Annotated in this window: 11 protein-coding genes and 1 tRNA gene; 6 read left to right on the plus strand and 6 right to left on the minus strand. The window is 66.0% G+C overall.

Features of this window, described 5'->3' with window-relative positions; all coding sequences use genetic code 11:
- The first annotated feature begins 2 nt into the window (after positions 1-2).
- Positions 3-3,047 carry an alpha-mannosidase gene (locus tag AC4BCK_RS04520; RefSeq protein ID WP_490566637.1) on the plus strand — a complete coding sequence of 1,015 codons (3,045 nt, stop codon included), beginning with the start codon at positions 3-5 and terminating at the stop codon, positions 3,045-3,047.
- Positions 3,048-3,294: 247 nt separating this feature from the next.
- Here AC4BCK_RS04520 and AC4BCK_RS04525 read toward each other — a convergent pair whose 3' ends face one another.
- On the minus strand, positions 3,295-4,032 hold the full coding sequence (locus AC4BCK_RS04525; RefSeq protein ID WP_490566638.1) for a hypothetical protein: 738 nt from the start codon (positions 4,030-4,032) through the stop codon (positions 3,295-3,297).
- Positions 4,029-4,766 (minus strand): hypothetical protein, encoded by a 738-nt coding sequence (locus tag AC4BCK_RS04530; RefSeq protein WP_310112058.1) that lies wholly within the window; start codon positions 4,764-4,766, stop codon positions 4,029-4,031. Before AC4BCK_RS04530 ends, AC4BCK_RS04525 begins: the two co-directional genes overlap by 4 nt.
- Positions 4,767-5,016: 250 nt before the next feature.
- Here AC4BCK_RS04530 and AC4BCK_RS04535 point away from each other — a divergent pair, with 250 nt between their 5' ends.
- Together AC4BCK_RS04535 and AC4BCK_RS04540 are read left to right on the plus strand one after the other, a co-directional pair.
- Positions 5,017-6,660 (plus strand): ABC-F family ATP-binding cassette domain-containing protein, encoded by a 1,644-nt coding sequence (locus tag AC4BCK_RS04535; RefSeq protein ID WP_490566639.1) that lies wholly within the window; start codon positions 5,017-5,019, stop codon positions 6,658-6,660.
- Positions 6,657-8,570: an ABC transporter ATP-binding protein gene (locus AC4BCK_RS04540; RefSeq protein WP_490566640.1), complete on the plus strand. Its 1,914-nt coding sequence runs from the start codon at positions 6,657-6,659 to the stop codon at positions 8,568-8,570. Before AC4BCK_RS04535 ends, AC4BCK_RS04540 begins: the two co-directional genes overlap by 4 nt.
- Here AC4BCK_RS04540 and AC4BCK_RS04545 read toward each other — a convergent pair.
- From AC4BCK_RS04545 to AC4BCK_RS04555, 3 genes are all read right to left on the minus strand, one after another.
- The gene (locus AC4BCK_RS04545; protein WP_174176026.1) at positions 8,567-8,986 is read right to left on the minus strand and encodes an NUDIX hydrolase; all 420 of its coding nucleotides are present in this window, start codon (positions 8,984-8,986) and stop codon (positions 8,567-8,569) included. The two genes, AC4BCK_RS04540 and AC4BCK_RS04545, sit on opposite strands and share 4 nt — an antisense overlap.
- Positions 8,983-9,480 carry a DUF6314 family protein gene (locus AC4BCK_RS04550; RefSeq protein WP_400635812.1) on the minus strand — a complete coding sequence of 166 codons (498 nt, stop codon included), beginning with the start codon at positions 9,478-9,480 and terminating at the stop codon, positions 8,983-8,985. Before AC4BCK_RS04550 ends, AC4BCK_RS04545 begins: the two co-directional genes overlap by 4 nt.
- 1 nt (position 9,481) lies before the next feature.
- Positions 9,482-9,554 (minus strand) — tRNA-Arg (locus AC4BCK_RS04555).
- Positions 9,555-9,636: 82 nt separating this feature from the next.
- Here AC4BCK_RS04555 and AC4BCK_RS04560 point away from each other — a divergent pair.
- Entirely contained in the window at positions 9,637-10,392 is a 756-nt protein-coding gene (locus tag AC4BCK_RS04560) for a DUF998 domain-containing protein (RefSeq protein WP_174176022.1), read from the plus strand.
- Here the strand turns inward: AC4BCK_RS04560 and AC4BCK_RS04565 are convergent.
- The gene (locus AC4BCK_RS04565; protein WP_174176020.1) at positions 10,385-11,014 is read right to left on the minus strand and encodes a hypothetical protein; all 630 of its coding nucleotides are present in this window, start codon (positions 11,012-11,014) and stop codon (positions 10,385-10,387) included. The two genes, AC4BCK_RS04560 and AC4BCK_RS04565, sit on opposite strands and share 8 nt — an antisense overlap.
- Before the next feature lie 32 nt (positions 11,015-11,046).
- Here AC4BCK_RS04565 and AC4BCK_RS04570 point away from each other — a divergent pair, with 32 nt between their 5' ends.
- Positions 11,047-11,874, plus strand: coding sequence for an inositol monophosphatase family protein (locus AC4BCK_RS04570; protein WP_490566641.1), 828 nt, complete (start codon positions 11,047-11,049; stop codon positions 11,872-11,874).
- A gap of 220 nt (positions 11,875-12,094) precedes the next feature.
- Entirely contained in the window at positions 12,095-14,641 is a 2,547-nt protein-coding gene (gene pcrA / locus AC4BCK_RS04575; protein ID WP_400601307.1) for a DNA helicase PcrA, read from the plus strand.
- Positions 14,642-14,711 lie beyond the last annotated feature (70 nt).

The raw sequence follows: 14,711 nt of genomic DNA on the forward strand, positions 1-14,711 counted from the left end.
CATTGCATGACGACCGCCGGATCACGGAAGTGCGCCTGCACAGGTTCGTGCGGGAGCGCATCACCCCTGCGGTCTACAGCCGGACCCTTCCCCTCACGCTGAGCAGCTGGGACGTCCCGGATGAACCGGTCCCTGCGCTGGAAGCTATGCGGCAGGAGTTCCAGCCGCAGGAACAGGGCGCGCTGTGGGGGAAACCCTGGGGCACCAAGTGGCTCCGTCTCCAGGGTGAGGTCCCCGAATCGTGGGGCACGGAACCGGACACCACCGTTGAAGTGCTCGTGGACCTTGGGTTCACCGTTGAAATTCCCGGCTTCCAGTGCGAGGGCATCGCCTGGCGCCCGGACGGTACCATCATCAAGGCCGTCTCACCCCGGAACCAGTACATCCCGTTGAAGCTCCTGGGTGGCGGCATGGCAGTGGACTTCTACGTTGAAGCTGCGGCGAATCCGGACGTGGCCCAGGGCTGGACGTTCGCCCCCACGCCCTATGGGGACAAGTCAACGGCCGGTACGGCACCGCAGTACAGGCTCGGAAGCATTGCCATCGCCGAACTGAACCAGAACGTCTGGGAACTGCAGCAGGATATTTCGACTCTTTCAGGCCTCATGGCGGTACTGCCCCTGGAACTGCCCAGGCGGCACGAGATCCTCAGGGCCCTCGAGCGCATGATGGACATCATGGATCCGGACGATGTAGCCGGGACCGCTGCCGCAGGACGCGAAGTGCTCGCGGACGTACTTGCCCGGCCGGCATATGCCTCTGCGCACCAACTGGTAGCCACCGGCCATGCCCACATAGATTCCGCCTGGCTCTGGCCGGTCCGGGAGACTGTCCGGAAATGCGCCCGGACGTTTTCCAACGTTGTTGCGCTGATGGACGAGAACCCGGACTTTGTGTTTTCCTGCTCCTCGGCCCAGCAGTTCGCGTGGATCAAGGAGTTCTATCCCGAACTCTTCGGCCGCATCCGCGAGAAGATCAGCGCCGGCCAGTTCGTTCCGGTCGGCGGGATGTGGGTCGAATCGGACACCAACATGCCCGGTGGTGAGGCAATGGCCCGGCAGTTCGTGGAGGGCAAGGGCTTCTTCCTCGCGGAATTCGGTGTGGACTGCCATGAGGCCTGGCTGCCGGATTCCTTTGGATACTCCGCTGCGCTGCCGCAGATCGTCAAGTCCGCGGGCAGCCGCTGGTTCCTGACCCAGAAGATCTCCTGGAACCAGGTCAACAGGATGCCGCACCATACCTTCAACTGGGAGGGCATCGACGGCACCCGGCTCTTCACCCACTTCCCGCCTGTGGACACCTACAACTCGGAGCTGAGCGGACGCGAACTTGCCCACGCGGAGCGGAACTACCGCGACCACGGCCACGGCACCGTGTCGCTGGTGCCGTTTGGTTATGGCGACGGCGGAGGCGGACCCACGCGGGAAATGCTGGCGGCTGCCGCACGAGCCGCGGACCTGGAAGGTTCCCCAAAGGTCCGGATCGGCTCTGCGGAAAGCTTCTTCGAGCAGGCCGAGGCTGACTACCCGGTCCTGCCCGTCTGGGTGGGCGAGATGTACCTCGAGCTGCACCGCGGAACCTACACCAGCCAGGCCAGGACCAAGAAGGGTAACCGCCGCAGTGAGCACCTGCTGAGGGAGGCAGAACTGTGGTGCGCAACGGCTGCCGTGCGGACCGGCGGAAGTTTCGCCTACCCGGCTGCGGAACTCAAGCGCTTGTGGCGGCTGGTCCTCCTGCAGCAGTTCCACGACATTCTTCCCGGCAGCTCCATCGCCTGGGTCCACCACGACGCCGAGCGCAACTACCAGGCTGTCCGCGATGCCCTCGAGGCCATCATCGGCGGGGCTGCCGCCGCCGTGCTGGGCAGCGGCGAGCGGACATTCCTGCTGAACGCTGCTCCACATGCCCGGGACGGCGTGCCTGCACTGGCCGCAGGCGAGCCGGCTGCAGCCGGGGGTGTGGTCCAGGCCAACCCCGAGAACGGGGGCTTTGTCCTGGACAACGGCGTCATCCGCGCCGTCCTGGACGCGGAAGGGCTTCTCGCCTCGCTGGTGGATTACGCCAGCGGCCGGGAAGCGATCGCTCCCGGCCAGAGGGGCAACCTCCTTGAACTGCACCGCGACACTCCCAACGAATGGGACGCCTGGGACATCGACGAGTTCTACCGGCGCAATGTTACGCCACTGACCCGGGCCTCTTCCGTCCGGCTGGTTCACGAAGGGGCAGCCGCCGTCGTGCTGGTGGAGCGGCTGGCTGGCGCGTCCACCATCACCCAGCGGATCGCACTTGCACCGGGCAGCCCGTCCCTTTCCATCACCACCTCGGTGGACTGGCAGGAACGCGAGAAGCTGCTGAAGCTGGGCTTCGCGCTGGACGTCCGGGCAGACAGGTCTGCTGCAGAGACACAGTTTGGCCACGTGTTCCGGCCCACCCACACGAATACGTCGTGGGAAACGGCAAAGTTCGAGATTTGTGCGCACCGGTGGATCCATGTGGCGGAGCCGGGGTATGGTGTGGCGATTTCCAACGCCTCCACCTACGGCCACGACGTGGCGCGGACCATCAGGGATGACGACGGCGGCACCACCACGACGGTGCGCCTGTCCCTGTTGCGCGCTCCCAAGTTCCCCGACCCGGAGGCGGACCGCGGGCTGCATGAGCTGACCGTCACCATCCGTCCGGGCGCGGATATTGCCGACGCCGTTGAGGAAGGCTACCGAACGAACCTTGAGCCCCGGGTGGTCCGCGGCGGTTCCCCGGTGGAACCGCTGTTCTCCGTGACCAACCCTGCCCTGGTGATTGAAGCCGTCAAGCTGGCCGAGGATGGGTCCGGGGACGTGGTTGTCCGCCTCTACGAGTCCTTGGGCCAGCGGTCGGCAGGAAAGCTGACCGCGAACTTCGCCGTAGAGGGCGTCACGTCGGTCGATTTATTGGAGCGTCCCTTTGAGGCCGCAGGTGTGAGAACCTGCGCTGACGGAGCGGAACTGGGCCTGCGGCCGTTCCAGCTGGTGACCCTGCGGTTCGCCTGCGGGGCAGCCACCAGGTAGCTCAACCGCTGTGCGGGTCTGGGCGCTCCGTGCTGCCCGCACCTGCAGGACGGGCCAAAACGGGCTTTAACTAGGCTGAGTGGGGGCGGTCCCCAACGGCCGCCACCACTCATCCCCCCAATAGGTGTGAAGGCCCCCGGAGCGGCCAACGTTTTGGAATTTATCCCCGTTCGAAAACGACCTGCGCTCCACCTTCACACATTCATGATTGTTTCACATTCTAATGAATTTGTGAAAGCCAGCATGGTTACTTTTCGGTATATGTCCTTTTGGCAGGGGAGACCCTGTTGTTGTGCACCCGTGCCGCCCAGATCAGCGCCAGGCCAAGGACGTAGCACAGCACGGCCGTGTAGTTGACGATGAACTTGATGGCACCCCACCCTGGAGGCACAAAGGGAAATAAGAGACTGATGCCGATGGCAATCCCGCCCAAGGCAAGCAGTCCTGCGGCCACCCTCACCAGCAGCGGCAAACGGCTCCGGACGGCGCGGACCATGGCGGGCAGCAGAACAAGTGCTACGTAACCCGGGTAGGCACGTCCGGCGGCACCGTAGTACTGGGCCAAGACAGCGTTGTGCTGGTTCCGCACTGACGGGCCTGCAAGCCCTGCCGAAGAGCCGACCGTGTCCATCATGAAGAACAGGACCACCAGGGCGAGCGAAATGACCAGCAGCACCACCATGCCGGCTTTTCCCGTGATGAGCCGGTACGCGCTGTCTGCACCGAATCCGCGGGTGACCCGGATTCCGACAAAGTAGATGGCTGCGAAGATGATGAAGCGCAGCAGGAGGTTGGCCAGGTTGATGCCGCCCAGGGCCTGGTCGATGGCCACGTAGGGCTTCTCGATGCTCAGGAGGATGGCGACGGTCATCAGTCCGAAGATGTAGAACAGCGACCTGTTCTCTCCCCGGACGGCGCTGGGCACCCGGGCTGCAGCGATGAGTCCGCAGGTGGCAAGCGTGGACCACTGAAGGATTTCGATCATCCCAGGTTCTCCCAGATCTTTTCCGTTTGTGCCTGGTCCTGCTCCTGGCGGCGCAGCACCTTCCCCAATGCCTGCAGCCTGTCGCCCGCCAGGGCGGTGAGGTCGCCGTCGGACAGGCTGTCCAGGGCGGCCTGCCGCGCACCCGGCGGCCAGCCCGCTTCCTCTTCGGTGATCAGGCCGGTGGCCACCAGGCCGCCGGCCGGTCCAACGCCGGCAGCCAACGCGGTGGCAAGCGCCAGCTCCGGCGACAGCCGGTTGGCGGTCAGCTGCGCTGAATAGTTCTGCGGCGCCACCCCGGTGGCCGCGGAAACACGGTGCCGCACTTCGCCGTCGTCTATTGCGTCAACCCAGTTTTTTACCGAGGTGGCGTGCGGGGCAGCGGAAAGAGGCGGGGACGCAGTCCCGGAGGCGCCGGCCTGCTCCATCGCCGGGCGGGCAAGGACAGCGCGCAGGAGGTCGGGGGTGGAAACCTGGCTGACAAGTTCGCAACGGGTGGGCGGAACCTGGGGACCGGCCAGGTCCTGGTAGGCCTCAAAGGTGGCCAGGGCCGAAAGCGGATTTACGTTGTACGCGCGGCTGATGCTGACCACAGTGCTGACCGAGACTTTCCCACGGACCAGCTGCTGGGCCAGGGTGGTCCGCTTGATCCCTGAGATCCTGCAGACGTCAGCCGTGCTGGCGTCGGGCGCAATGCCTTGCAGCCAGCGCTGGAACGCCTTGGCGGGGAGGGTCATGGACGGCTCTCTGCAGAACGGATGGTGTGTCGATTTTAGCGCGCCGCATCCCGGCGGTTTTACCCGTGCTGCCGTTTCGACTATGCTTGATGGTCGAGCCCGTTGGTCCGTACACCCCCCAAGTCCGGACCAGCGGGTTCTTTCATGTCCTGCGGCCCGCGCTCCTTCCTCCCGGGTAAATGTCAGGGCCCTGCCAGCCAGTGTTCGGGCAGGAAACCCGCTGCGGACGCAGTGGCGAAAGGATAGAACCATGACTGCAACCCTCGTAGCGAAGGACGTTTCCGGCGGCCACGACCACCGGCAGCTTTTCTCCGGGCTCTCCCTGACAGTGGCCCCCGGGGACGTGGTGGGCGTGGTGGGTGCCAACGGAGCCGGGAAATCCACGCTGCTGCGGCTCCTCGCCGGTGAGGACCAGCCGCAGGAAGGTTCTGTCAGCCTGGCCCCCTCCGACGCCTTCGTTGGTTGGCTTCCCCAGGAACACGAACGCGTGCCGGGTGAAACAGTGGCAGGCTACATTGCCCGCCGCACCGGCTGTGCCCAGGCCACCGCCGAGATGGAATCCACCGCTGAGGCCCTTGGCAGCGGCGCTCCCGGCGCGGACGACGCCTATGCGCTGGCCTTCGACAGGTGGATGGCCTCCGGTGCTGCCGACCTTGACGACCGGCTTCCCGCTGTCCTGGCAGACCTTGGGCTGGAGACCGGTCCGGAAGCGGCCATGACCGGCCTTTCCGGCGGGCAGGCAGCGCGGGTGGCGCTGGCGGCGCTGCTGCTGAGCCGGTTCGACGTGGTGCTGCTCGACGAGCCCACCAACGATCTTGACCTCGAAGGCCTCGCCAAGCTGGAGGACTTTGTCGCCGGCCTGCGCGGCGGCGTTGTGCTGGTCAGCCATGACCGCGAGTTCCTTGCCCGCTGCGTCACCACTGTGGTGGAACTTGACCTGGCGCAGAACGCCGTGGCCGTGTACGACGGCGGCTACGACGCCTTCCTGGAGGAACGGGCCGTTGCCAGGCGGCACGCCCGGGAGAAATACGAGGAATTTGCGGCCACCAAGGCCGACCTGGTGTCCCGGGCGCGGACCCAGCGGGAATGGAGTTCCCAGGGCGTCCGGAACGCGATGAAGAAGAGTCCGGACAATGACAAGATCCGCCGTGCAGCCAGCACGGAATCCTCAGAGAAACAGGCCCAAAAGGTGCGGCAGATGGAATCCCGGATTTCACGGCTGGACGTGGTGGAGGAGCCGCGGAAGGAGTGGCAGCTGCAGTTCTCGATCGGAAAAGCGCCGCGCTCCAGCTCGGTGGTGGCAACGCTCCGCGACGCCGTGGTCCGGCAGGGCGGCTTCACCCTTGGGCCCGTCAACCTGCAGCTCAACGCCGGCGAACGCATCGGAATCACAGGCCCCAATGGTGCCGGTAAGTCCACCCTGCTGCGCCTGCTGCTGGGCGGCGTCGAGCCTGACTCAGGCAGTGCTGCGATGGGTGCTTCCGTGGCCATTGGCGAGATCGACCAGGCCCGCGGGCTGCTCGGGGGCAACCTGACCCTGGCCGACGCCGTGGAGGCAGTCCTGGTGGACCTGAACCCGGCCGAGGTCCGCACGCTTCTGGCGAAGTTCGGACTCAAAGCCGACCATACGACCCGGACTGTGGAATCCCTGTCACCTGGCGAGCGGACGAGGGCGGCCCTGGCCCTCCTGCAGGCCAGGGGCGTGAACCTCCTTGTCCTGGACGAACCAACCAACCACTTGGACCTGCCGGCCATTGAACAGCTCGAAGAAGCCCTGGAAAGCTACGAGGGCGCGCTGCTGCTGGTCACCCACGACCGCAGGCTGCTGGAAAACGTACGGCTGGATGTACGTTGGAATGTGGTCAACGGAATGGTAGAGGAGCAGCAGCAATGAGCATGGAAGGGGTGGCCTGGAGCTCCCTGTACAAGATCACCCGGTCGAAGAGCGGGTCCCAGCCATTCTCGAAGGCCACCCTGAAGCGTGTCCTGGGCTTTGCCCGGCCGCACCGCGGAAAGCTGATCGCCTTCGTGGCCCTGTCCGTGGTGATGGCGTTCCTCGCCGTGGCCACTCCTGTCCTCGCCGGACAGGTGGTGGACGCCATCGTGGCGAAGGCCGCCGCCGGGGAAGTGGTCAGGCTGGCCGTACTGATCGCCGTCGTGGCCGTAGCTGAGGCAGGCCTGGGCCTGGTGAGCCGCTGGCTTTCGTCCACGATCGGCGAAGGCGTGATCGTGGACCTGCGCACGAGGGTCTTTGACCACGTGCAGAAGATGCCCATCGCCTTCTTCACCCGCACCAGGACCGGGGCGCTGGTCAGCAGGCTGAACAACGACGTGATCGGTGCCCAGTCCGCGTTCGCCGGCACCCTGTCCGGTGTGGTGAGCAACGTGGTGGCCCTGGTCCTGACCCTTATCGTGATGCTGGGAACCTCCTGGCAGGTGACGGTCCTGGCGATGATCCTGCTGCCGGTCTTCCTCATCCCTGCCCGGCGCATGGGCTCCAAACTCGCGGACCTGCGGCGCGAAGCGGCGGAGCACAATGCCGCCATGGGCACGCAGATGACCGAACGCTTCTCCGCCCCCGGAGCCACCCTGGTCAAGCTTTTTGGGCGCCCCGACGAGGAATCCCGGGAATTCGCCGTCCGCGCCGGACGTGTCCGTGACATCGGAGTACGGACCGCGATGCTGCAGTTCACTTTCGTCACGGCCCTGACCCTCGTTTCTGCGCTCGCGCTCGCCCTGGTCTATGGAATGGGCGGCTGGCTGGCGATCACCGGCCAGCTGGCGGCGGGCGACGTGGTGGTCCTGGCGCTGCTGCTCACCAGGCTGTACGCCCCGCTTACGGCGCTCTCCAACGCGCGGGTGGAGATCATGAGTGCCCTGGTCAGCTTCGAACGCGTTTTTGAAATCCTTGATCTCAAACCGCTTATCCAGCAGAAGCCGGACGCCGTAACCGTTCCTGCCGGCCCGGTGGCCGTGGAGTTCGACGACGTCCGGTTCGCCTACCCCTCGGCAGACAAAGTCTCGCTTGCTTCCCTGGAGGAGGTGTCCACGCTGGACACCCGCGGCGGGGAAGAAGTGCTGCACGGCATCAGCTTCCGCGTGGAACCGGGACAAACAGTGGCGCTGGTGGGCTCATCGGGCGCCGGCAAGTCGACCATTGCCCAGCTGCTGTCCCGGCTCTACGACGTGGACTCCGGCGCAGTGCGGCTGGGCGGCACTACTCCCGGAACCGGGGTGGACCTTCGGGACGTCACCTTCGACTCGCTCCGGGACACACTGGGCATGGTGACCCAGGACGGCCACCTCTTCCACGAAACCATCGCCTCGAACCTGCGGCTTGCCCGCCCGGACGCCACTGAGGCCGACATGTGGGAGGTCATCCGGCAGGCCCGGCTGGAGTCCATGATCCGGTCACTCCCGGACGGGCTGGACACCGTGGTGGGGGAGCGCGGCTACCGGCTTTCCGGCGGTGAACGCCAGCGGCTCACCATTGCCCGGTTGCTGATCGCCCAGCCCCGGGTGGTCATCCTCGATGAGGCAACGGCGGCGCTCGACTCCACCAACGAAGCTGCCGTGCAGGCTGCCCTGGGGGCTGCACTCGAGGGGCGCACCGCCGTCGTGATTGCGCACCGCCTCTCCACCGTCCGCGCCGCGGACGCCATCCTGGTGGTGGAGGACGGCCGGATTGTGGAACGCGGGACCCACACCGAACTCCTCGCTGCCGAGGGGCGGTACGCCGAGCTGTACCGCACGCAGTTCAACGAGGCCACCGCTGTTGCCCAGGAAGCAGTTCCCGAGCTCTAGGCCTGCCTGTCCGCGCTGCCGGACCTTGCCAGCTCCGGCAGGATATGGTCCGTCAGCAGCGGGGCAAGGTCGCGGGTGGGCTGCGAGCCCAGGGTCAGCCACCTGATCTCGGCGATTTCCGCGGAAGGGTGGGCCTCCCACACTCCGGGGGCCATAAAAACTGTTGCCTCAATGTCCGTGGCGGCCTCGTTCGCGGCATCGGCGATCCACACCCCCATCAGCTGGAGTTCCCGGGGATCGAGGACGATGCCCACTTCTTCCGCGAGTTCACGTACGGCCGCCTGGACTGCTGTCTCCCCGGCCTCGGGCTTGCCGCCGGGATGCATGAACATGGCCGTGCCGCGTTTCCGCACGGTCAGGAGCCTGCCTGCCTTGTCGAACACGCAGACGGCCGAGACCACAATGCGGTCCTTCATGCTGCGGGCCCCTGCCGGCGCACCAGGTGTGACGTCAGCAGCAGGTTTTTGCGGGGGCCCTGGACGTCCCACGTGTAGCTGAACCTGTCCCAGCCCCCATAGACGTAGGCAACGCGGTAGGTATCGGGATCGCACCAGTGACGGTCAAGGTTGGACTCCGGAGTAAAGCTCATCCGGTGGAACGGGCGGCCGTCAGGGAAGAACACGTCCAGGGCATCCGGGCCCCCGGCAGGCCGCAGCAGGTACTCGCGGGAGGCGGGGCCCGTGAAGGAGGGCCAGCGCATGGTGCCTTCCTCACGGAAGGCCAGGCCGCCGTCGTCCGTGGGAATAAAATGCACGACGCCGGAGAAGGTTCCGCGGGTGCCATCCGCGCGGTCCAGCAGGTCCCGCTGGACGGTCCACTGCCCGGCGCTGGCAGCGTCCACGGCGGGGCCTGGTGAGGTGGGGCCGAGGAGGTAGGCGCGGAGCGCGAACTCCGGGGGAGGAAAGTTCAAGTGCCCTCGATTGGAATCGAACCAACGACACCGGCTTTAGGAGAGCCGTGCTCTATCCACTGAGCTACGAGGGCTTGCGTCCGGCGGATCGGCAGGCCAGTCCGGCCGGACACGGATACAAGCATACAAGGTGCTGGGCCGTACTACGCTCAAGGCATGAGTTCAGCGCCGTCCGCCGCCATGCCTGCCACGTTAATTCCGGACACCGCATCCACCCGCCAGTACATCGGGGCCTGGTCGGTGCTGAGCGTCCTGCAGTATTTTGCCGCGGAAGCGGCAGTGATCGGTGCCTGGGCGGGCCCCAGGCCCTATGACCTGCGGACGGGGTACATCAGCGACCTTGGCGCCCTGGACTGCGGCATCTTTGACGGCCGCGAGGTGTGTTCCCCATTGAACTGGCTGATGAACGCCTCATTCGTGGTCCAGGGTCTCGGCATGCTGCTGGGTGCCCTTTTGCTGAGCTCCGGGCTGCTTTGCGTCGCTGCCCGGGCGGATCTGCGGGTGCAGCCGCGGCGCAGGCCCTGGCTGGCGGCTGTCTGGGTCCGGATCCTGACCGGGACCGCGGGGGCCGGAACTGTGATCGTGGGACTGGTGCCCGAGGACGCAGGCTCCGGCTGGCACATCGTGGGCGCTGTGATGTACTTCCTCGCCGGGGCTGCCGCCCTACTGGTCCTGGGCATCCTCTGGCTGCGGAAAACAAACTTCGCCTGGTTCATCCTGGTGTGCGGTGCCGTGTCCCTTGCCGCCCTGGGGACGGGCGGCCTGACGGGAATGGACGTTCCGGAGCCAGGCACGCTGGAACGGCTCATGGGTTATCCGGTCACCCTGGGCATGGCCACTGCAGGACTGGTCATTGCGCGCCAGGTCCACCGCCACCGCAAGGAGATGCGGGCCCGGGCAGCCTTCAGATAGCCGCTTTGGGCTTGCGGGCGCCGAGGACAACGGCGGCAGCACCCGCCAGCAGGCTGAGGACCAAAAGGACCCAACCGGCCACGGTGAGCCCGGAGGCAAGGGCCACCTGGCCGGCGTCGGCAGTGCCGGCTGCGAGCACTCCGTCGATGGCGGCGTTGCCCCAAAGCCGGACCACAACGAACAGAAGCGGCAAGGACCAGAGCGCCCAGCGCAGGGCTTTCCGGGCCACGTTGGTGCCGATCAGCAGCAGCCACGTGAATCCGAAGATCAGCGGGAACAGGGTCCCCGCTGTTTTATGAACGTAATTAAGCTGGCCGCGCGCGTCATCGTCCATGACGGCCTGGAGCTGGCTGATGTAGGCCGCATCGAAGCCGCCGATGAGCGAGTCCGGCATGGCCAGGTCCGTGGAGAGGTCACGGAGCTGCTCCAGGGTCAGCAGATGCAGGTACCAGAAGAGGAACAGGCTGGCCACCACACCGGCGATCAGGATGAGGTTGCTGTTGTTCTGGGCTTTCTCCGGCGTTCGCGCCGTGGTTGGATTCACCACCGGCGGCAGATGGTGCTGCGGTACCGCCGCCTTGGAGCCGTGCTTCTTGATCCGCTGGGCAGGTGTTTTGGCCATGGCTTCATTATCGCGCCCCTTAAACTGAAGCCATGACCACTGGCCGGCACAGCGCTGTTGAACTTGACCCCTCGTTGGACGACTACCAGCTGGCAGCAGCCTTGGTCCGGGAAGCCGGGCAGCTGGCGCTGCTCATGCGGATGGCGGGCCTGCAGTCGCAGCAGAAGACCTCTATTTCAGACGTCGTGACCGCCGCTGACCACGCTGCAGAGGCCTATGTTCTGGAGCAGCTGCAGCGCTGCCGGCCACAGGACGGCATCCTGGGAGAGGAAGGCGCATCTGTACAGGGCAGCAGCGGCCGGACCTGGGTCATTGATCCGGTGGACGGCACGTACAACTTCCTGCACGGTTCCACCTACTGGTGCTCGGCCATCGCTTTGAAGGACCAGTCCGACGTGCTTGGTGCCATCTTCCAGCCGGAAGAGGACAAGCTCTGGCTCGGTGGCCGCGCGCATCCGGCCAGCCTGAACGGTGAACGGCTGACGGTTTTCCACGACAACAGGGGAGAGCGCAACGCAACCCCAGCGGCCCAGCTGGGGGCGGCAACCTACATCCACCCCAGCTGGCTGATGGATCCGCTGTGCGCCATGCCCTGGCACGCGGCGGCCACGTCGGCTGCCGCCCTGCGGATGCTCGGCTCCGGTTCGTGCGACCTTGGCCGGGTGGCGGACGGCCAACTGGGGTGCTGGTTCCAGCACAGCTGCCCGGAATGGGACTGGCTGCCCGGCAAAGCAATCGTCCGGGCTGCCGGCGGCGCCGTGGACACAGTGCGGGTCAACGGACTCGAATGGTTCATGGCGGGAGGGACGACGGCGGTGCGCGAGCTGCGTGCGGCCCTCGAATCCGGGTCCGTGGCATAGCCCACGCCCCGGGCCGCGGGGGCCCAGTGCATGGCTGACTGCCGCCGTCGTCGCTTCCATCCACCAAGCCTTTCAACCGGAGGGCCTCATTGCTTGCGCCCATCAGCGCTATGTGGATAAAGCAGCAGGACAGCCCAAAAGGGCAAGGAGCGGCGGCCCGTCATCCACAGCCTGGAAGTCCGTGTCGGTCCCACCGCCTAGACTTGTAGGCACCATGGATATGTTGTTTGACCCGTACTCTGACGGACCGTTCAAGGCTGCCTCCCCGGCAGCCGCCCGCACCAGGTCGCGCGCTGAAGGCGCCACGGCGGCCGGTCCCGGCGGTGCTGCGCCGTGGGAGAACCGGCAGGGCGCCGGGCTGTCCGGCGGCACACAGGGACCGCATGCGGATGGTCAGCACGCGGCGGCCCACGGCCACCGCCGGCCGGACGCAGGCCAGCTCCTGGAAGGGCTCAACCCGCAGCAGGAGGAGGCCGTTAAGCACGCCGGTTCCGCGCTGCTGATCGTAGCCGGCGCGGGTTCGGGCAAAACCCGTGTGCTCAGCAACAGGATCGCCTACCTGATCGCCACCGGGCGGGCCCATCATGGCGAGATCCTCGCCATCACCTTCACCAACAAGGCCGCTGCGGAAATGCGGGAACGCATTGAAGCGCTGGTGGGTGGGCGGGCCAAAATCATGTGGATCTCCACCTTCCACTCATCCTGCGTGCGGATCCTGCGCCAGGAAGCCGCGAATGTGGGGCTGAAATCGAACTTCTCCATCTACGACTCAGCCGACTCCCTCCGGTTGGTCACCCAGGTGTCCAAGGCCCTGGACCTGGACCCGAAGAAGTTTGCGCCCAAGGCCATCCAGCACAAGATCTCAGCCTTGAAGAACGAACTCATCGATGCTGACTCGTACTCCTCTGCCGCGAACTACAACGATCCTTTCGAACAGGCCGTGGCGGAGGTCTACAAGGGCTATACGCAGCGGCTGCGGCAGGCCAACGCCATGGATTTCGATGACCTGATAGCCGAAACCGTGTTCATGTTCCGGGCCTTCCCTGCCCTTGCGGACTCCTACCGCCGGCGGTTCAGGCATGTCCTGGTGGATGAGTACCAGGACACCAACCATGCCCAGTACGCCCTGGTCCGGGAGATCGTGGGCGAAGGGCCCGGCGCCTCCGAGCTGACGGTCGTGGGCGATTCGGACCAGTCCATCTACGCTTTCCGGGGCGCCGACATCCGCAACATCGTGGAGTTCGAAAAGGATTACCCCGAGGCACGGACCATCAAGCTGGAGCAGAACTACCGCTCCACGCAGAACATCCTCAGCGCAGCCAACTCGGTCATCTCACGGAACCCCAACCGTCCCGAGAAGCGGCTGTGGACCGCCGAGGGCAACGGCCACAAAATTATCGGCTACGTGGGCGAGAACGAGCACGACGAAGCCCAGTTCATTGCCAAGGAGATCGACCGGCTCCAGGATGAGGACAACCTCCGTCCGGGGGACGTAGCCATCTTCTACCGCACCAATGCACAGTCACGCTCCATCGAGGACGTGCTGGTCCGGGTGGGCCTGCCGTACAAGGTGGTGGGCGGCACGCGGTTTTACGAGCGCAAGGAAATCAAGGACGCCCTGGCCTACCTCCGCGTCCTGGTGAATCCGGACGACGACGTCAACCTGCGGCGGGTGCTCAACGAACCAAAACGGGGGATCGGCGACCGCGCCGAAGGTGCGGTGGCGGCACTGGCCCAGCGTGAGCGCATCTCGTTCATGGCAGCCGCCCGTCGGGCCGAGCAGGCCCCGGCGATGGCAACCCGATCCGTCAATGCCGTCCTTGGGTTTGTGAAGCTGCTGGATGACCTCGCGGAAGTGGCCGCGGGCTCCGGTGCCGCAGCAGCCCTTGAAGCCGTCCTGGAACAGACCGGCTACCTGGCCGCGCTTCGCTCCAGTACCGACCCCCAGGACGAGTCCCGGGTGGAGAACCTGGCGGAGCTCGTGGCCGTGGTGCGGGAGTACGAGCAGGAGAACCCCGAAGGGTCGCTGGGCGCGTTCCTGGAGCAGGTCTCGCTGGTGGCCGACGCCGACCAGATTCCTGACGCCCCCGGCGGGGACGCGGAAGACACAGCCGCAGCCGTGGCGGAGGCCAAACGGCTTGGCGTGGTCACGCTGATGACACTGCACACCGCCAAGGGACTCGAGTTCCCGGTGGTCTTCCTGACCGGGATGGAGCACGGACTGTTTCCGCACCAGCGGTCAGCCACTGACCCCAAGGAACTGGCGGAAGAACGCCGGCTTGCCTACGTTGGCCTGACGCGCGCCCGGAAACGCCTGTACGTCACCCGTTCCGAGGTCCGGAGCATGTGGGGCCAGAGCCAGTACAACCCCGCCAGCCAGTTCCTGGAGGAAATTCCCGCCGAGCTCCTGGAATGGAAGCGCGAAGGAACCAACAGGCAGTCGGGCGGGTGGGGCGGCGGGTCAATCGGTTCGAACCGCTACAGCGGATCCTTCTGGGGAGCCGGAACGGCCCGGGGCGCGGCTGCTGACTCGTCAGCCGGATTCAACGCGGACGTGCCCGCGGCCATTGCGAAGAACCGTGTGCAGCCGCAGAAAGAAATCGTGGCGGTCACCGTGGGGGACAAGGTCAACCACACGAGCTTCGGCAACGGTACCGTCCTCGCGCTTGAGGGGGCAGGGGACAAGACCGTGGCCAAGGTGAAGTTCGACGTCGGTGAGAAGCGTTTGCTGCTGCGCTACGCGCCGCTGACCAAGCTCGACGCCTAGCAGTTCACGGACAGCGACGGCGGGGGTCGGCAGGTACGACTCCTTGCCGGCACCGGCGCCCGGGACTAAG

The sequence above is a fragment of the Pseudarthrobacter sp. As-47 genome, from assembly GCF_058215595.1.